Below are 19817 nucleotides of genomic sequence, written 5' to 3'. Positions count from 1 at the left end.
ATTCAACTTGTTAGTATTTTATTGTCAACTTTCATATGAAAATTACCTTAAGTGTTTGTCTGTAAGTATCTTGTAAGACAAAGCGAAACAGGCGATTCTATATCTGTCGACAAGGAGTCGCACAACGAAGTGAACATCAGGATGATGGCTCTTCGGCAGGACACACCAGGATGGTGTTACAAGGACAGGCTTCAGGATGAAGCAAAGCGGAAAGCGCGGGATGCGTTAAAGGACACCTCCAGGATGGAGAATGAGAGCCGGTCAGGATGTTCGGCGGGTCAGGATGGCCAGGACACTTCAGGATGAAGTTTTCACATCGGGGTGATGTGAGCAGGATGCAAAAGTTCAGGATGAACAAGGTCGCAAGACCACAGGAAAAGTTGTCACGGATGAGCAGGGAGCACCAAAAGTAGCTGGAATGCTGCGAAACGAACCGGGAGCACTGTTTTTACAGTGCTCCCTTTTTTTATTTCCTCTTCACTAGTGCTATTCTTCGCGCCAGATTTTTCATCATTGAGGTTAATTTCATGACGACTCATGACCGTGTGCGCCAGCAGTTACACGCGCTTGAAGCGCTACTGCGTGAACATCATCACTGGCGGATGGACGAGCCAGCGGAGCATCTGTTTACCAGCACGCAGCCTTTTTGTATGGATACCATGGAGCCGGTCGAATGGCTGCAGTGGGTGTTGATTCCCCGTATGCATACCCTGCTTGATAATGCGCAGCCGCTGCCGCAGGCTTTTGCCATCGCACCGTATTACGAAATGGCGCTGACGGCCGATCACCCACAACGCGACATTCTCCTGACGGCGTTGCAGGAACTGGATGCGCTATTTACAAGTGATAACGCCTGATGCTGGAGATCCTCTATCAGGACGAATGGCTGGTTGCGGTCAATAAACCTTCTGGTTGGCTGGTTCACCGCAGTTGGCTCGACCGCGATGAGAAAGTGGTGGTGATGCAAACGGTGCGCGACCAGATTGGTCAGCACGTGTTTACCGCCCACCGGCTCGACAGACCGACCTCCGGCGTGCTGCTGATGGGGCTGTCCAGCGAAGCCGGGCGTTTGCTGTCTCAGCAGTTTGAACATCATCAAATGCAGAAACGCTATCATGCGATTGTGCGTGGCTGGCTGATGGACGACGCCGTGCTGGATTACCCGCTGGTGGAAGAGCTGGATAAGATAGCCGATAAATTTGCCCGCGAGGATAAAGAGCCGCAGCCTGCGGTCACTCATTATCGCGGTCTGGCGACGGTTGAAATGCCGGTGGCGACCGGGCGCTATCCCACCACCCGTTACGGGCTGGTGGAGCTGGAGCCTCAGACCGGTCGTAAGCACCAGCTCAGACGCCATTTGGCTCACTTGCGCCATCCGATAATTGGCGACAGCAAGCATGGTGATTTACGGCAAAACCGCAGCGCCGCAGAGCATTTCGGCTGTCAGCGCTTGATGCTGCATGCCAGCCAGCTTGAGCTGACTCATCCCTTTACTGGCGAACCGCTGGTTATTCGCGCCGGGCTGGATGAGGTTTGGATGCAGGCGCTATCACAGTTTGGTTGGCGCGGACTTCTCCCTGAGAATGAAAGGGTTGAGTTCAGCGGGCTGTCAGGTCAGGATGAACAGATAGATTCTTAAGTCCCTGGAGATAAAAGTTATGGCGGAAATTGGAATTTTTGTCGGCACGATGTATGGAAACGCGCTGCTGGTTGCCGAAGAGGCCGAGGCGATTTTAACTGCGCAGGGCCATAAAGCCACGGTATTTGAAGACCCGGAGCTTACCGACTGGCAGGCTTATCAGGATAAATATGCATTGGTGGTGACCTCAACGACCGGGCAGGGCGATCTGCCGGATAGCATCGTGCCGCTGTTTCAGGGAATCAAAGATAATCTCGGTTTCCAGCCTAATCTGCGTTATGGCGTCATTGCGCTTGGCGACAGCAGCTACGTTAATTTTTGCAATGGCGGCAAGCAGTTCGATGCGCTGTTACAGGAACAAAGCGCGCAGCGCGTAGGCGAAATGCTGCTGATTGATGCCAGCGAGCATCCTGAACCGGAAAGCGAATCTAATCCCTGGGTAGAAAACTGGGGAACCTTGCTTAAATAATCCCTCGCCCGCACGGGCATGCAACCCCCCTCATTAGAAAACCGTAGGCCGGGTCAGGCGATGCTGCCACCCGGCAATAAAACCCCAATTACGTGAACTAACTTCCACTGCTTTGGGCTTATGCCCCAAACAACTTCTCACTGCCTCCCTAATGTTGTGTTCATGCACGGTGAGGGAAAGTGGCACTCCTTCATATACTTTTCCCGTCAGTTCCCGGAATGGCAGCGAGTCAGAATAAAACGGCCCTGAGCTGTACCAAAACTGCCACACACTAACCTCTCATTCTGATCACCCTACAGGTGCTGTACAGAATGAACTGGCGCAAGCCAGGATTCAGGAGTGCAACAATGAGTTCATTAAGTCAGGCGGCGAGCAGCGCGGAAAAACGCACTAACGCTCGCTACTGGATAGTGGTGATGCTGTTTATCGTCACATCCTTCAACTACGGCGATCGCGCCACCTTATCCATTGCCGGTTCGGAGATGGCCAAAGACATTGGCCTGGATGCGGTAGGCATGGGGTATGTATTCTCCGCTTTCTCATGGGCGTATGTCATCGGCCAGATCCCCGGCGGCTGGTTGCTCGATCGCTTCGGCTCCAAACGTGTTTATTTCTGGTCCATTTTTATCTGGTCCATGTTTACCCTGCTGCAGGGCTTCGTCGATATCTTTAGCGGCTTCGGAATTATCGTCGCGCTGTTTACCCTGCGCTTCCTCGTGGGGTTAGCCGAAGCCTCCTCCTTCCCCGGCAACAGTCGTATTGTGGCGGCGTGGTTCCCGGCGCAGGAAAGGGGCACGGCGGTCGCTATCTTTAACTCGGCGCAATACTTTGCCACCGTTATCTTCGCACCAATCATGGGTTGGCTGACCCATGAAGTGGGTTGGTCACATGTGTTCTTCTTTATGGGTGGTCTCGGGATTGTTATCAGCTTTATCTGGTTAAAGGTGATTCATGAACCAAACCAGCATCCGGGCGTAAACCAAAAAGAGCTGGAGTACATTGCCGAAGGCGGGGCGCTGATCAATATGGATCAGGCGGCCGCCAAAGCTAAAGTACCGTTCAGCGTGAAGTGGGGGCAGATCAAACAGCTGCTGGGTTCACGGATGATGATTGGTATTTATATCGGCCAATACTGCATTAACGCGCTGACCTACTTCTTTATCACCTGGTTCCCGGTTTATCTGGTGCAGGCGCGCGGTATGTCTATTCTGAAAGCCGGTTTTGTTGCCTCGGTCCCGGCCATTTGCGGATTTGCGGGCGGTGTGCTCGGCGGCATTATTTCCGACTGGTTGATGCGCCGTACCGGTTCACTGAATATCGCGCGTAAAACGCCAATCGTCATGGGGATGCTGCTATCGATGGTGATGGTGTTCTGTAACTACGTCAACGTCGAGTGGATGATCATTGGCTTTATGGCGCTGGCCTTCTTCGGCAAAGGCATCGGCGCGTTGGGATGGGCGGTGATGGCCGACACCGCGCCAAAAGAGATCAGCGGTCTGAGCGGCGGCCTGTTCAATATGTTTGGCAACATTTCCGGCATCGTCACGCCAATTGCCATTGGCTACATTGTGGGCACTACCGGCTCGTTTAACGGCGCGTTGATTTACGTAGGGGTACATGCGCTGATTGCGGTCGTCAGCTATCTGGTGCTGGTGGGTGATATTAAACGTATCGAACTGAAACCTGTCACAGGACAAGGACGATGACAACACAATCGAGTCCCGTTATTACCGATATGAAGGTCATCCCAGTGGCCGGGCATGACAGCATGCTGCTCAATATTGGCGGTGCGCATAACGCATACTTTACCCGCAATATCGTGGTACTCACCGATAACGCTGGCAATACCGGGGTTGGTGAAGCGCCGGGCGGTGAAGTGATTTATCAGACGCTGGTGGATGCAATCCCACAGGTGTTGGGACAGGAAGTCGCGCGTCTGAATAAAGTGGTTCAGCAGGTGCATAAAGGCAACCAGGCCGCTGATTTTGACACTTTCGGTAAAGGCGCCTGGACCTTTGAACTGCGGGTTAATGCGGTGGCCGCGCTTGAAGCCGCATTGCTCGATCTGCTGGGCAAGGCGCTCAACGTGCCGGTCTGTGAACTGTTAGGACCCGGCAAACAGCGCGATGCGGTCACTGTGCTCGGCTATCTGTTCTACGTAGGCGATCGCACGAAGACCGATCTGCCGTATCTGGAAAGCACGCCGGGCAACCATGAATGGTACCGCCTGCGTCACCAGCAAGCGATGACCCCGGATGCGGTGGTGCGTCTGGCGGAAGCCTCGCAGGATCGCTACGGTTTTAAAGATTTCAAACTCAAAGGCGGCGTACTGCCAGGCGAGCAGGAAATCGACACCGTACGCGCGCTGAAAAAAAGCTTCCCGGATGCGCGTATTACGGTTGATCCCAACGGGGCCTGGCTGCTGGATGAAGCCATCTCTCTGTGTAAAGGGCTGAACGATGTTCTGACTTATGCCGAAGATCCGTGCGGTGCCGAACAGGGTTTTTCCGGTCGCGAAGTGATGGCCGAGTTCCGCCGTGCGACCGGCCTGCCGGTGGCGACCAATATGATCGCCACCAACTGGCGTGAGATGGGCCATGCGGTAATGCTGAACGCTGTGGATATTCCGCTGGCCGATCCGCACTTCTGGACCCTTTCCGGCGCGGTGCGCGTGGCACAGTTATGCGATGACTGGGGCCTGACCTGGGGCTGCCATTCCAACAACCATTTTGATATTTCGTTGGCGATGTTTACCCACGTCGGCGCAGCGGCACCGGGCAACCCGACGGCTATCGACACCCACTGGATCTGGCAGGAGGGCGATTGCCGTCTGACCAAAAATCCGCTGGAGATTAAAAACGGAAAAATTGCGGTACCTGATGCGCCCGGTTTGGGCGTGGAGCTTGACTGGGATCAGATACAGATAGCCCATGAGGCCTATAAGGCGCTGCCCGGCGGCGCGCGTAATGACGCAGGCCCAATGCAGTATCTGATTCCCGGATGGACTTTTGACCGTAAACGTCCCGTTTTCGGCCGCCACTAATTTTGAATAAGGATTTAATTATGAGCGCACAATTTACTACCCCCGTCGTGACCTCTATGCAGGTGATCCCGGTTGCGGGCCATGACAGCATGCTGATGAACCTGAGCGGTGCCCATGCCCCGTTCTTTACACGTAATATTGTGATTATTAAAGATAACTCTGGTCATACCGGGGTAGGGGAAATTCCTGGCGGCGAAAAAATTCGTCAGACTCTGGAAGATGCTATTCCGCTGGTGGTGGGGAAAACGCTGGGTGAGTACAAAAACGTACTGAACGCGGTACGTAATACGTTTGCCGATCGTGATGCCGGTGGCCGTGGTTTGCAGACCTTCGATTTACGTACCACTATTCATGTGGTTACCGGGATCGAAGCGGCGATGTTGGATCTGTTAGGTCAGCATCTGGGCGTCAACGTCGCATCTCTGCTGGGCGATGGTCAGCAGCGTAGCGAAGTCGAAATGCTGGGTTATCTGTTCTTCGTTGGCAACCGTAAAGCGACGCCGCTGCCGTATCAAAGCCAGCCGGATGAGAAATGCGATTGGTATCGCCTGCGTCATGAAGAGGCGATGACCCCGGATGCGGTAGTACGTCTGGCGGAAGCCGCGTATGAGAAATATGGTTTCAACGACTTCAAACTGAAAGGCGGCGTACTGGCCGGGGAAGAAGAAGCGGAGTCTATTGTCGCGCTGGCGAAACGCTTTCCACAGGCGCGCGTCACGCTCGATCCCAACGGCGCATGGTCGCTGAATGAAGCGATTAAAATTGGTAAGTACCTGAAAGGATCGTTGGCCTATGCGGAAGATCCGTGCGGCGCCGAGCAGGGCTTCTCCGGTCGTGAAGTGATGGCGGAGTTCCGTCGAGCTACTGGCTTGCCGACCGCCACCAATATGATCGCCACCGACTGGCGACAAATGGGGCATACGCTGTCGTTACAGTCCGTGGATATCCCGCTGGCGGACCCGCACTTCTGGACGATGCAGGGTTCTGTTCGCGTGGCGCAGATGTGTCATGAGTTCGGGCTGACCTGGGGCTCTCACTCTAACAACCACTTTGATATTTCGCTGGCGATGTTTACTCATGTCGCGGCGGCAGCGCCTGGGAAAATTACCGCTATCGACACCCACTGGATCTGGCAGGAAGGTAACCAGCGCCTGACCAAAGAACCTTTTGCAATCAAGGGCGGTATGGTGCAGGTTCCGGCGAAACCGGGCCTGGGCGTGGAGCTGGATATGGATCAGGTGATGAAAGCGCATGAGCTGTATCAGCAACATGGATTAGGTGCACGTGATGATGCGATGGGAATGCAGTATCTGATCCCGAACTGGACGTTTGATAATAAGCGCCCGTGCATGGTACGCTAAGCGATCTGGGACCGCTCCCATAAAGTGGAGCGGTTTTCCTCCTGGTGTATGCTTAACACAGTCAACATGCGTAAGGATGCTTTATGAAAATAGTGATCGCACCGGATTCCTATAAGGAAAGTTTGAGTGCGCTTGAAGTGGCAACGGCTATTGAACTGGGATTCCGTGAGATTTGGCCTGAGGCGGAATACGTGAAGATCCCGGTTGCGGATGGCGGCGAGGGAACGGTCGAAGCGATGGTTGCCGCAATGCAAGGTCACCTTGTGCATGTTGATGTTACCGGCCCTTTGGGCAATACAATTCAGGCTTTTTATGGTTTATCCGGCGATGAGCGCTCGGCGTTTATTGAAATGGCAGCCGCCAGCGGGCTGGAGCAGGTTCCTGCGAATTTACGCGATCCGCTGAAAACCACCTCCTGGGGAACCGGGGAGCTAATTCGTCATGCGCTGGATGCGGGCGTGGAACATATCATCATCGGGATTGGCGGTAGCGCCACCAATGATGGCGGTGCCGGGATGGTGCAAGCGCTGGGAGCTAAATTGCTGGATGCGCAAGATGAAGATATTGCCCATGGCGCGATGGGCCTGGAATCGCTCGCCCGAATTGATATCTCGCAGTTAGATCCGCGTCTTGCCGGATGCCGTATCGAAGTGGCCTGCGACGTCACTAACCCGTTGACCGGTAAAGAAGGCGCCTCAGTGGTCTTTGGTCCACAAAAGGGGGCGACGGCGGAGATGATTCCGCGTCTTGATCGGGCGCTTACGCACTATGCGCAACTGATCGCGCGCGATCTGGACGTCAATGTGCTGGAGCTGGCCGGCGGTGGCGCTGCTGGCGGTATGGGGGCGGCGCTGTATGCGTTTTGCGGCGCACAGCTACGCCGCGGTATTGAGATCGTGACGGATGCGTTACGCCTGGATGCCTGCGTTGCGGATGCGGACTTAGTGGTGACGGGGGAAGGGCGTATCGATAGCCAGACTATTCACGGTAAGGTTCCGGTTGGCGTGGCGAAGATCGCAAAGCGTTACAACAAACCGGTGATCGGCATTGCCGGTAGCCTGACGGCGGATGTCGGTGTCGTACATGAGCATGGGCTGGATGCGGTTTTTAGCGTCATCTATACCATTTGTTCGCTGGATGAGGCGCTGAAGAATGCGAGTGAGAACGTACGAATGACCGCACGAAACGTGGCTGCGACGCTGAAAGCGGGGCAACAGTTACGCTGAGTTGTAGGCCGGATAGGGCGGTCACGCCGCCATCCGGCAAATATCAGCCCAACAACTTTTTCGCTTCGCGCGCAACGTTGTCCATTTCATCCAGCAGCTCTAAAAATTCAGGCTCCAGCTCTTCTTCTTTAGTCCCGCTACGTAATTGTTGCTCAATGAGCTGGCACAGGTTTTTCATGCGGGGGACGCCGCTATAGCCGCAACTACCGTGCAGCTTATGAATCATATCCACCAGACCTTCAGGGTTTTCGCCTACCAGCTGTTCTTCAATTTTGTTGCGCACTTCGGGTAGGAAATCGAGCAGCATTTGCAACATATCCCGCGCCAGATCGTTTTTCCCCGCGGCTTGTCTTAATGCCAGTTGCTAGTCGAGCGTGGTATTCAGATTGACGACCGGCTCCAGAGGCTCAACTGCGAGCGCCCTAAGCGATGTGGTCGCGCCGGGTTTGTAGCGTAACAGGAGATTGTGCAGCTTATCTTCTTCGATAGGCTTCGCCAGGTAATCGTTCATCCCGGCGCTGAGCAGCTTCTCTTTTTGCCCCGCCATGGCATGCGCGGTAACCGCAATAACCGGCGTTTGTTGTTGATGAGGCAGCTGGTGGATTAGCTCGCAGGCGCGAATACCGTCCATGTCGGGCATCTGAATATCCATCAGGATCAGATCAAACTGCATCTGTTTGGCACGATCCACCGCCTGGTGTCCACTGTCGCAGAGCACGACGTGCTGTACCTTATCTTCCAGCAGTGCGCCAATCAGCTTGAGGTTTGCCGGGTTGTCGTCCACCGCCATAACGGTCATGGCAATTTTGCTCTCATCTGGCAACGGCTGATCCGCGCTGTAGTTCAACTGGCAATACTCTGTCAGCGCAGGCAGCAGACGGGTTGAGGTGAGAGGCTTCAACAGACACGCCGCTGCGCCGCCTTGTTTCAATTTCTCGGCGTTAATCTGTGCGTGACAGGGCAGGGCTAATAACAGGAAATCGGTCATCGCCGCTGCGCTTGCCAACCGCTCATGTTGCATGGTGAGCGGTTCGCGTAAAGTGACCGGAATGCCAATCAGCAGAATATCGTAGTGATCCTTCGGCAGCCCGGAGAATGAAGGGCTGTAAATCACCTCCAGCGGCGTTTCACTTAATATATCTAACGTGCATTGCGCGGCAGTGGCGTTAGGTTCGACATAGGCCAGTCGTTTACCCGCAAGGCACCGGGTTGTTGAGCGATCGATGAGAACGTTAGGGTTGAGATCGAGACTGATATGGAACCAGAAGGTGGAGCCACGGTTCGGCTGGCTGTGGAAGGAGATATCCCCGCCCATTTCGTTGACCAGTTTTTGCGTAATGACCAGACCCAGTCCGGTACCGCCATGGCGGCGGGAAATACTGGCGTCCGCCTGACGGAAGGCCTGGAACAGGCGTGACTGATCGCGCTCAGGGATACCGATGCCGGTATCGCGGATTTGCACTTCAATTTGTACTTTCGTGTTACTGAGGGCGCGTTTCTCGACCAGAATGTCGATATTACCGCCCTCGGTAAATTTGATGGCATTGCCGACCAGATTGGTAATGACCTGCTGTAAGCGCAGCGGGTCGCCGATGACGTTGTCCGGCACATCATTCTTAATATTCAGCGTCAGCTCAAGCCCTTTATCATGGGATGAGTGCGCTAACAGCGTGACGACGTCATCCAGCGTGCTGCGAAGCGGGAATGGGATGCTTTCCAGAATGAGCTTGCCCGCTTCCAGTTTGGAGAAGTCGAGCACATCATTGATGATGGCCAGCAGATTGTTGGCCGATCGCTCAATCGTATTCAGGTGATCGCGCTGCGTGGTGTTAAGCTCGGTTTTCAGCGTCAGGCGCGTAAAGCCAATCACGCCATTCAGCGGGGTGCGTAGCTCGTGCGACATGTTAGCCAGAAACTCAGACTTAATTCGGGCCGCCTCCTGGGCGCGTTTTTTCGCCAGATCCAGTTCGACGTTCTGGATTTCCATCTGCTCCAGCGTTTCACGCAGGTCGGAAGTCGCCTGATCGATATTGTGCTGCATCTCTTCATGGTAGGCTGCAAGAGACATCGCCATCGAGTTGATACCGTTTTTGAGCATATCCAGCTCGCCCAGCATGAAACCTTCCACACGGCTGTCGAGCTGCCCTCTACGTATACGGTCAACGGTATTCACCATGTTGCGAATCGGGCCGGTTACGTCGCGCATCAGACGCCAGCCGAAAATTAACGCAATACCAATACAAAACAGCATCATTACGCTGGAGATAAAGATCTCTTTATATTGCTGCAGTCGAACCGACTTGAGGTCCAGCTCAAGCGCTACATACCCCAGCATGTTTTGCGTATTTTTGGCGTCGCTTATGGCAGATTCATCCGGCGAATAGCTTTCCGATATAATTGGAGTTCGTAGGATCATGATATCCCCGAGCCGGGTGACGCTCAGCTTACGGGGAAACGGTGAACCGGTCGCCAACTGCATTTCAGATGGATCGAGATGAAAATTGGAGGTGACAAACAGCCGGTTATTCTCGTCATAGACAGAAATTGCCCGCACGATATCGGAATGGCGGCGATGCAGTACGCTGATAAGCTGGCCGATGGATTCCCTGTTTTGCAGGTTCATGCCATATTCGCTGGAGACCGCCAGTGGCTCTATGATGCTGGCGCCGGCATCTTCCAGTTGACGCTGCAAGTCGTTATAGCGATGCACAACAAAAAAGATACTGAGCAGCAAACCAATCAGGACGGTCGGGGCCAGGATCAGAATCATCATGCGTGCGCGCAGGCTGTAGTTGGTCATGGAGTTCCGTTATGGGACAATTAGGGTCACACTGTTAAATAGAGAAATATCTCGTCGATGGCGCAATTCTACTCTGCAAAACGACGCGTGACGACGCGTCAGATCATAACCGTTACCGTCAATGACCTCGATCCTTTTGGTCAGGGTGTCGCTCGCCATAACGGAAAGGCGTTGTTTATACCGGAATTGCTACCCCAGGAAAGCGCAGAGGTGGTGATTACCGAAGATAAAAAACAGTTCGCCCGCGCGCAAGTAAAACGACGTTTAAACGACAGCCCGCAGCGTGAAGTGCCACGTTGCCCGCATTTTGGCGTCTGTGGCGGTTGCCAGCAGCAGCACGCCAGCATCCCGTTGCAGCAGCGTAGCAAAAGCGCGGCGTTAGCGCGTTTAATGAAATGTGAAGTGTCGGATATTATCGCTGATACTCCATGGGGCTATCGTCGTCGCGCACGTTTGAGCCTTAACTATCGGCCAAAAGAACAAAAATTGCAGATGGGGTTTCGCAAATCCGCATCCAGCGACATTATTGATGTCAAACAATGCCCTATTCTGGTGCCCCAACTTGAAGCGCTATTGCCCCATATCAGGGCGTGTCTGGAGAGTTTGCAAGGGTTACGTCATCTGGGGCATGTTGAACTGGTGCAGGCAGGGAGCGGCGCGTTGATGATTTTGCGCCACACGGCACCATTAAGTGCTGCGGATAAAGAAAAACTGGAATGCTTTTCGCATTCTCAGGGGCTGTCTTTGTTTCTGGCCCCGCAAAGCGAGATACTTGAATCAGTATCAGAAGAATCGCCCTGGTATGACTCAAATGGACTACGGTTAAGCTTCAGCCCGCGTGATTTTATTCAGGTCAATGCAGGGGTAAACCAAAAAATGGTCGCCTGTGCGCTGGAATGGCTGGATGTGCGACCTGAAGATCGCGTGCTCGATCTGTTCTGCGGTATGGGGAATTTCACCCTGCCGCTGGCAGTAAGGGCAGCAAGCGTGGTAGGGGTTGAAGGGGTTCCGGCGCTGGTCGAAAAAGCCCGGGAAAACGCGCTGAATAACGGATTACACAACGTGACATTCTTTCATGAAAACCTTGAGGAGGATGTTACCCGGCAGCCGTGGGCGAAAAACGGATTCGACAAAGTATTGCTCGATCCTGCGCGTGCGGGGGCTGCCGGTGTAATGCAACATATTATAAAATTAGAACCTATACGCGTTGTTTATGTATCCTGTAACCCTGCAACGCTGGCTCGTGACAGCGACGCTTTGCTCAACGCGGGATATGCCATACGGCGACTGGCGATGCTCGATATGTTCCCGCACACTGGACACCTGGAATCAATGGTCCTGTTTGAGCGTTTGTAATGAAATTTGTACCCATTGGATTTCGGGTTGTAATGCAGCATGAAAGACAATGGGTAAGGCTTGTCGACTTCGACAGGCCTGGCCCCTAAAGGAGAGGACAATGGTTGCGGTAAGAAGTGCACATATAAATAAAGCTGGTGAGTTTGATCCCAAGAAATGGATCGCGAGTCTGGGAATCTCCAGCCAGCAGTCGTGTGAACGCTTAGCCGAAACCTGGGCGTACTGCCAGCAGCAAACACAGGGACATCCTGATGCAGATCTGCTGTTATGGCGTGGCGTGGAGATGGTAGAAATACTCTCTATGTTGAGTATGGACATCGACACACTGCGTGCAGCAATGCTGTTTCCTCTGGCGGATGCCAACGTGGTCAGTGAGGATATCCTGCGTGAAAGCGTGGGTAAATCGATTGTGCATCTTATCCATGGTGTGCGCGATATGGCGGCGATACGCCAGCTGAAAGCCACGCATACCGACTCAGTCTCTTCCGAGCAGGTCGATAACGTCCGCCGTATGCTGCTGGCAATGGTGGATGATTTCCGCTGCGTGGTCATCAAGCTGGCAGAGCGGATCGCGCATCTGCGTGAAGTGAAAGACGCGCCGGAAGATGAACGCGTTCTGGCGGCAAAAGAGTGCACCAACATCTATGCGCCGCTGGCCAACCGTTTAGGCATCGGGCAATTAAAATGGGAGCTGGAAGATTACTGCTTCCGCTACCTGCACCCGGCCGAATACAAACGCATTGCCAAGCTGCTGCACGAGCGTCGTATCGATCGCGAACACTATATTGAAGAGTTCGTTGGACATCTGCGTTCAGAGATGAAAACGGAAGGCGTCAAAGCCGAAGTGTACGGGCGTCCGAAGCATATCTACAGCATCTGGCGAAAAATGCAGAAAAAGCAGTTAGCCTTCGATGAGCTGTTTGATGTGCGCGCGGTGCGTATCGTGGCGGAGCGCTTACAGGACTGCTATGCCGCGCTCGGGATAGTACATACTCACTATCGCCATCTGCCGGATGAGTTCGATGATTACGTCGCTAATCCGAAACCCAACGGCTATCAGTCAATCCATACGGTTGTACTGGGACCGGGTGGAAAAACCATTGAAATCCAGATCCGCACCAAACAGATGCACGAAGATGCCGAACTGGGCGTGGCGGCACACTGGAAGTACAAAGAAGGGACTGCATCAGGCGCGGCGCGTTCTGGGCATGAAGACCGCATTGCGTGGCTGCGTAAGCTGATCGCCTGGCAGGAAGAGATGGCGGATTCCGGCGAAATGCTGGATGAAGTCCGCAGCCAGGTCTTCGATGACCGGGTTTACGTCTTTACGCCAAAAGGTGACGTTGTGGACTTACCTGCAGGCTCCACGCCGCTGGACTTTGCGTACCACATTCACAGTGATGTAGGGCATCGTTGTATTGGCGCGAAAATTGGTGGGCGCATCGTGCCGTTTACCTACCAGTTACAGATGGGCGATCAAATTGAAATTATCACCCAGAAACAGCCAAACCCAAGCCGTGACTGGTTGAACCCTAACCTTGGCTATGTAACCACCAGTCGTGGTCGTTCGAAGATCCACGCCTGGTTCCGTAAACAGGATCGTGACAAAAACATCCTTGCGGGCCGCCAGATCCTCGACGATGAGCTTGCGCACCTGGGCATTAGCCTGAAAGAGGCGGAAAAACATCTGCTGCCGCGCTACAGCTTCAATGAACTGGATGAACTGCTGGCGGCGATTGGCGGAGGAGACATCCGTCTCAACCAGATGGTGAACTTCCTGCAGGCGCAGTTTAATAAGCCGAGCGCTGCTGAGCAGGATGCTGCCGCGCTGAAACAACTTCAGCAGAAAACCCAAGCGCCGCAGAGTCGCCGTAAAGACGATGGTCGCGTCGTGGTGGAAGGGGTTGGTAACCTGATGCACCACATTGCCCGCTGCTGCCAGCCGATTCCTGGCGATGAAATCGTTGGGTTTATCACTCAGGGGCGCGGTATTTCCGTGCACCGGGCCGATTGCGAACAGCTGGCAGAGCTGCGTTCGCACGCGCCGGAGCGGATTGTTGATGCGGTTTGGGGCGAAAGCTACTCGGCGGGATATTCGCTGGTGGTTCGCGTCCAGGCCAACGATCGCAGCGGTTTATTGCGTGATATCACCACCATTCTTGCCAACGAGAAAGTGAACGTGCTGGGGGTTGCCAGCCGGAGCGATACCAAACAACAGCTGGCCACCATCGATATGACCATCGAAATCTATAACCTGCAGGTGCTCGGGCGCGTGCTTGGTAAGCTGAACCAGGTGCCGGATGTGATCGACGCGCGGCGGTTGCACGGTAATTAATTATTTTGTAGGCCGGATAATCTTGTAGGCCTGATAAAACGCGTTAGCGTTGCCATCAGGCATTGCCATGTTGCCGGATGCCGGTTATCGCCTTATCCGGCCTACCGTATTGAAATTTCAGGATATTCCAATGAATCAAATCGATCGACTGCTCGGTATTATGCAGCGCCTGCGCGACCCGGAAAACGGCTGTCCGTGGGATAAAGAGCAGACATTCGCCACTATTGCCCCTTACACCCTCGAAGAAACCTATGAAGTACTGGATGCGATTGCGCGTGAAGACTTCGACGACCTGCGTGGAGAGCTCGGCGACCTGCTGTTCCAGGTGGTGTTTTACGCCCAGATGGCGCAGGAAGAAGGACGTTTTGATTTCAATGATATCTGCGCCGCCATCAGCGATAAGCTTGAACGCCGGCATCCGCATGTATTCGCTGATGTTTCTGCCAGCAACAGTACTGAAGTGCTCACCCGCTGGGAGCAAATTAAAAGCGAAGAACGCGCCGAGAAAGCACAGCATTCCGCGCTCGATGATATTCCCCGCAGTTTACCGGCGCTAATGCGCGCCCAGAAAATCCAGAAACGTTGCTCTAATGTTGGCTTCGATTGGAAAACAATAGGACCGGTTGTCGATAAAGTTTATGAAGAGATCGACGAAGTCATGTTTGAGGCAAAGCAGGCTGTTGTCGACCAGGCTAAACTGGAGGAAGAAATAGGCGATCTGCTGTTTGCCACAGTCAACATGGCTCGTCATCTGGGGACAAAAGCAGAGACCGCATTGCAAAAAGCGAACGAAAAATTTGAGCGACGTTTTCGTGAAGTTGAACGAATTGTGGCTGCACGCGGTCTGGAAATGACGGGTGTGGATCTGGAAACAATGGAAGAAGTCTGGCAACAGGTAAAACGGCAGGAAATTGATCTCTAAGGGATTTCGTCGGTCAAGGGCGTTTTGTGTGATTTTTTAAATAACAAGCGCTTGATTTACGTCAAAAACATTTACCCCAAAGGGGCTATTTTCTCACTCCCGATGTTAATGTGAGCCTGGTGAAGAGGAGGGATAATGAAAGTTTGTGGCGCTCGTCATGTTCGGGTATACTACTTTCCCGTCTTGGTAATTCCATCGTTTCACCCTAACTTCTCAGGTCCAGCATGACAACGAACTATATTTTTGTGACCGGCGGGGTCGTATCCTCTCTGGGAAAAGGCATTGCCGCAGCCTCCCTCGCAGCCATTCTTGAAGCCCGTGGCCTCAACGTGACCATGATGAAACTGGATCCGTACATCAACGTCGATCCGGGTACTATGAGCCCAATCCAACACGGGGAAGTGTTCGTTACCGAAGACGGCGCTGAAACCGACCTGGACCTGGGTCACTATGAGCGTTTCATCCGTACGAAAATGAGCCGCCGCAACAACTTCACCACGGGTCGTATCTACTCTGACGTTCTGCGTAAAGAACGCCGTGGCGACTATCTGGGCGCTACTGTTCAGGTTATCCCGCATATCACCAACGCAATTAAAGAGCGCGTTCTGGAAGGCGGTGAAGGTCATGATGTTGTTCTGGTCGAAATTGGCGGAACCGTTGGGGATATCGAATCTCTGCCGTTCCTTGAAGCGATTCGCCAGATGGCCGTAGAAATTGGCCGTGAGCACACGCTGTTTATGCATCTGACGCTGGTTCCGTACATGGCGGCGGCAGGTGAAGTCAAAACGAAACCGACTCAGCACTCTGTAAAAGAGCTGCTTTCTATCGGTATTCAGCCAGATATCCTGATCTGCCGCTCCGATCGCGCAGTTCCGGCTAATGAACGTGCGAAAATTGCATTGTTCTGTAACGTTCCGGAAAAAGCGGTGATTTCTCTGAAAGATGTCGATTCCATCTATAAAATTCCGGGCCTGTTGAAATCCCAGGGCCTTGACGATTATATTTGTAAACGATTCAGCTTGAACTGTCCGGAAGCTAATCTGTCAGAATGGGAACAGGTTATCTACGAAGAAGCGAATCCGGCAGGTGAAGTGACTATCGGTATGGTCGGCAAGTACATTGAACTGCCGGATGCCTATAAGTCAGTGATTGAAGCGCTGAAGCACGGTGGTCTGAAGAATCGTGTCACCGTCAACATCAAGCTGATCGATTCGCAGGATGTTGAAACGCGCGGCGTTGAGATCCTGAAAGGTCTGGATGCTATCCTGATCCCTGGCGGCTTCGGCTACCGTGGTGTTGAGGGTAAAATCGCGACGGCGCGCTTTGCGCGTGAGAACAATATTCCTTATCTGGGCATTTGCCTGGGTATGCAGGTTGCGTTGATTGAGTTTGCGCGTAACGTAGTGGGTATGGACAACGCCAACTCCACGGAATTTGTGCCAGACTGTAAGTACCCGGTGGTGGCCCTGATTACCGAATGGCGTGACGAAGACGGCAACGTCGAAGTCCGTACCGAGAAGAGCGATCTGGGTGGCACCATGCGTCTTGGCGCGCAGCAGTGTCAACTGAGCGATGAAAGTCTGGTCCGTCAACTGTACGGCACGCCGACAATCGTTGAACGCCATCGCCACCGCTACGAAGTCAACAATATGCTGTTGAAACAGATTGAAGCTGCTGGTCTGCGTGTTGCAGGCCGTTCCGGTGATGATCAGTTGGTCGAGATCATCGAGGTACCGAATCATCCGTGGTTCGTGGCCTGTCAGTTCCACCCGGAATTTACTTCCACGCCACGTGATGGGCACCCGCTGTTTGCCGGCTTTGTGAAAGCCGCCAGTGAACATCAGAAGCGTCAGGCGAAGTAAGAAGTAAAAAGTTAGAACGGCAATGCACCCATTCGGGTGCATTGTTTGTCTGGAGTTTTAGTTTAACTTGTACTGAGGAAAACCTAATGTCCAAAATCGTTAAAATCATCGGTCGTGAAATCATCGACTCCCGTGGTAACCCGACTGTTGAAGCCGAAGTACACCTGGAAGGTGGTTTCGTTGGTATGGCAGCAGCTCCGTCAGGTGCTTCTACTGGTTCCCGCGAAGCACTGGAACTGCGCGATGGCGACAAATCCCGTTTCATGGGTAAAGGCGTACTGAAAGCTGTTGCAGCTGTTAACGGCCCAATTGCTCAGGCTCTGCTGGGTAAAGATGCTAAAGATCAGGCTGGCATCGACAAGATCATGATCGATCTGGACGGTACTGAAAACAAATCCAACTTCGGTGCAAACGCCATCCTGGCTGTGTCCCTGGCGAACGCCAAAGCAGCAGCTGCTGCTAAAGGCCTGCCGCTGTATGCGCACATCGCTGAACTGAACGGTACTCCGGGCAAATACTCCATGCCGGTTCCGATGATGAACATCATCAACGGTGGTGAGCACGCTGACAACAACGTCGACATCCAGGAGTTCATGATTCAGCCGGTTGGCGCTAAGACTCTGAAAGAAGCCGTACGTATGGGTTCTGAAGTGTTCCACAACCTGGCTAAAGTTCTGAAAGCTAAAGGTATGAACACTGCAGTTGGTGACGAAGGCGGCTACGCGCCGAACCTGGGTTCCAACGCTGAAGCTCTGGCTGTAATCGCTGAAGCGGTTAAAGCAGCTGGCTACGAGCTGGGCAAAGACATCACTCTGGCGATGGACTGTGCAGCTTCTGAATTCTACAAAGACGGTAAATACGTTCTGGCTGGCGAAGGCAACAAAGCATTCACCTCCGAAGAATTCACTCACTTCCTGGAAGAACTGACCAAACAGTACCCGATCGTGTCCATCGAAGATGGTCTGGACGAGTCTGACTGGGACGGTTTCGCATACCAGACTAAAGTTCTGGGCGACAAAATCCAGCTGGTTGGTGACGATCTGTTCGTAACCAACACCAAGATCCTGAAAGAAGGCATCGAAAAAGGCATCGTTAACTCCATCCTGATCAAATTCAACCAGATCGGTTCTCTGACCGAAACTCTGGCTGCGATCAAAATGGCGAAAGACGCTGGCTACACCGCTGTCATCTCTCACCGTTCTGGCGAAACTGAAGACGCTACCATCGCTGACCTGGCTGTTGGTACCGCTGCAGGCCAGATCAAAACTGGTTCTATGAGCCGTTCTGACCGCGTTGCTAAGTACAACCAGCTGATTCGTATCGAAGAAGCGCTGGGTGCACAGGCTCCGTACAACGGTCGTAAAGAGATCAAAGGTCAGGCGTAATCCTGTTCTTTAACTCTTAACGTAAAAACCCGCTGCGGCGGGTTTTTTTACGTCTGTAATTTATTCGTAATTGAAAATTTTCATGAACGATTTGATCTTTATCACTTTGTTATTATTTTACTAAGAGTAATTTAATGATGTGATTATTTTTGTATGTATTTTTTATATTTATCATGAACAATAATAGAAATATTGAATGAATAACGAATTGGAAGACATACTGGCGAAAGCGGGCATGAAAAAAAAGGATGCTGCTATCCTGATAAAGTTGGCAAAACTGAAAAATATCAGCTTAAGTCGGGCATTTTTTCTCTATGCCTGGAGATATTATGCCTGGTGTACGGTTTTGCTATTAGCTGTAATTTTTTCATCACTTTCTGAGGGTATAGATTTCTTCATATTAAACATTCTCTTCTGTATTGGTGTAGGTCTCATTTCACTCTTCTTTACGCCCTTTGTCATAAATTTAATCTGGAGCATTAAGATTCAATGTAAATTGCTCGGGAAATAACAGGAGGTTATTTTGAGTAGTTATGGATTAATGAATTTGCAACGTGAAAAAGAAAAGATCGACCGGCTTGTCTATGATATTAGTTTTCAATATCTTCATGATCCGACTATACGTTCAAAATATATGAGCGAGGAACGCAGATTCACATCAGATTGCCTTGATGAATATCGGTATGGAAAATTAGACTTCGGCAGGTCTATGGATAGATTACGTGAATATCATATGTCTTTAACTAAATATCATATGCAATTAAGGATGGGGGCTATTAAATTATATGCAATAGCTGAGCGTGAAAGAGAACGGCATTCTACGCTTACAATAACATTAAAGCTAGTTGGATTCATTAGTGGAGCAATGCAAGTTATCGGTGGGTTTGGTTTATGTAAAGCAAGCCTTGGTGCTGCATGTAAAAATTATGGAGTTCCTTTAATGATGCAAGGAAGCAAGAATGTATGGGAAAATGGTTATTATTTACTATATCATGAAGACTCCAAAAAAATGCCTTTGAGGTATGCCTACTGCCAGGCAGCAAAGCTTTTGGGTGGGGATGACAAGGATGGTGATATTGCTTTTTCAACGGGAGATCTTATTCTGTCTTTCGGTTCAGCCTCAACGCTGACGTTGAGAATAGATTCATGGAAATTATTCCACTATATACAGGAAGATTATATTCGCAGCTGGAGAACCCTGGGCGCTGTTGGGGGGACTAATGAATTAATCGGCGATGCAGTTAGCGGATTTACTATTTATCAACTTCTTGGTGGAGAAAGTACTAACTGGGCCGAATTGAGGGAATAAGGAAATGCTCTTCAAAATATATGATCAGAATGATAAGGCTTTAATTGAAAGTATTAAACTTGCGGGTTTTAGTGACTATAAAGTACAGAAACTTATTCGCTTTGCTAATG

The 19817-nt window shown here is 52.1% G+C and carries 14 protein-coding genes and 1 pseudogene; 14 read left to right on the top strand and 1 reads right to left on the bottom strand.

The genetic code is table 11. The features are described 5' to 3' along the window. The first annotated feature begins 527 nt into the window (after positions 1-527). The 7 genes from FDW92_RS14540 to FDW92_RS14505 all read left to right on the top strand — a co-directional run bounded on the left by FDW92_RS14540 (position 528) and on the right by FDW92_RS14505 (position 7738). On the top strand, positions 528-857 hold the full coding sequence (locus FDW92_RS14540) for a YqcC family protein (protein ID WP_042310722.1): 330 nt from the start codon (positions 528-530) through the stop codon (positions 855-857). Beyond that, positions 857-1639 carry a tRNA pseudouridine(65) synthase TruC gene (gene truC / locus FDW92_RS14535; protein ID WP_042310721.1) on the top strand — a complete coding sequence of 261 codons (783 nt, stop codon included), beginning with the start codon at positions 857-859 and terminating at the stop codon, positions 1637-1639. The genes FDW92_RS14540 and truC overlap by 1 nt, the downstream gene beginning before the upstream one ends. A 19-nt stretch (positions 1640-1658) precedes the next feature. Next, positions 1659-2108 carry a flavodoxin gene (locus tag FDW92_RS14530; protein ID WP_042310719.1) on the top strand — a complete coding sequence of 150 codons (450 nt, stop codon included), beginning with the start codon at positions 1659-1661 and terminating at the stop codon, positions 2106-2108. A gap of 347 nt (positions 2109-2455) precedes the next feature. Next, positions 2456-3814 (top strand): galactarate/glucarate/glycerate transporter GudP, encoded by a 1359-nt coding sequence (gene gudP / locus FDW92_RS14520; protein ID WP_137400652.1) that lies wholly within the window; start codon positions 2456-2458, stop codon positions 3812-3814. Then, positions 3811-5151, top strand: a complete 1341-nt coding sequence (locus FDW92_RS14515; protein WP_042310715.1) for an enolase C-terminal domain-like protein — start codon at positions 3811-3813, stop codon at positions 5149-5151. Before gudP ends, FDW92_RS14515 begins: the two co-directional genes overlap by 4 nt. 20 nt (positions 5152-5171) lie before the next feature. Further along, on the top strand, positions 5172-6512 hold the full coding sequence (gudD, locus tag FDW92_RS14510; protein WP_042310713.1) for a glucarate dehydratase: 1341 nt from the start codon (positions 5172-5174) through the stop codon (positions 6510-6512). An 83-nt stretch (positions 6513-6595) separates the two neighbouring features. Beyond that, positions 6596-7738: a glycerate kinase gene (locus tag FDW92_RS14505; protein ID WP_042310711.1), complete on the top strand. Its 1143-nt coding sequence runs from the start codon at positions 6596-6598 to the stop codon at positions 7736-7738. A 43-nt stretch (positions 7739-7781) separates the two neighbouring features. On the opposite strand, the pseudogene barA reads toward FDW92_RS14505, so the two are convergent. Further along, positions 7782-10538: pseudogene (gene barA / locus FDW92_RS14500) on the bottom strand (two-component sensor histidine kinase BarA). Between the two features lie 57 nt (positions 10539-10595). Between barA and rlmD the strand changes: the two are divergent. The 7 genes from rlmD to FDW92_RS14465 all read left to right on the top strand — a co-directional run bounded on the left by rlmD (position 10596) and on the right by FDW92_RS14465 (position 19707). Continuing rightward, entirely contained in the window at positions 10596-11894 is a 1299-nt protein-coding gene (gene rlmD / locus FDW92_RS14495; protein ID WP_042310710.1) for a 23S rRNA (uracil(1939)-C(5))-methyltransferase RlmD, read from the top strand. A 100-nt stretch (positions 11895-11994) separates the two neighbouring features. Next, positions 11995-14229, top strand: coding sequence for a GTP diphosphokinase (gene relA / locus FDW92_RS14490; RefSeq protein ID WP_042310708.1), 2235 nt, complete (start codon positions 11995-11997; stop codon positions 14227-14229). 130 nt (positions 14230-14359) lie between these two features. Then, positions 14360-15151, top strand: coding sequence for a nucleoside triphosphate pyrophosphohydrolase (mazG, locus tag FDW92_RS14485; RefSeq protein ID WP_042311157.1), 792 nt, complete (start codon positions 14360-14362; stop codon positions 15149-15151). A gap of 224 nt (positions 15152-15375) precedes the next feature. Continuing rightward, positions 15376-17013 carry a glutamine hydrolyzing CTP synthase gene (gene pyrG / locus FDW92_RS14480; protein WP_005130912.1) on the top strand — a complete coding sequence of 546 codons (1638 nt, stop codon included), beginning with the start codon at positions 15376-15378 and terminating at the stop codon, positions 17011-17013. Positions 17014-17099: 86 nt separating this feature from the next. After that, the gene (gene eno, locus FDW92_RS14475) at positions 17100-18398 is read left to right on the top strand and encodes a phosphopyruvate hydratase (RefSeq protein WP_042310706.1); all 1299 of its coding nucleotides are present in this window, start codon (positions 17100-17102) and stop codon (positions 18396-18398) included. Positions 18399-18594: 196 nt separating this feature from the next. After that, positions 18595-18909 carry a hypothetical protein gene (locus FDW92_RS14470; RefSeq protein ID WP_042310704.1) on the top strand — a complete coding sequence of 105 codons (315 nt, stop codon included), beginning with the start codon at positions 18595-18597 and terminating at the stop codon, positions 18907-18909. A gap of 12 nt (positions 18910-18921) precedes the next feature. Beyond that, positions 18922-19707 carry a DUF4225 domain-containing protein gene (locus tag FDW92_RS14465; RefSeq protein ID WP_042310702.1) on the top strand — a complete coding sequence of 262 codons (786 nt, stop codon included), beginning with the start codon at positions 18922-18924 and terminating at the stop codon, positions 19705-19707. Positions 19708-19817: the final 110 nt, after the last annotated feature.

It is taken from the genome of Citrobacter sp. wls706, from assembly GCF_005281305.1.
GTDB lineage: Bacteria > Pseudomonadota > Gammaproteobacteria > Enterobacterales > Enterobacteriaceae > Citrobacter > Citrobacter werkmanii.
Note: the sequence above shows the minus strand (reverse complement) of the source record. Positions and strands in the feature narration are given on the sequence as shown.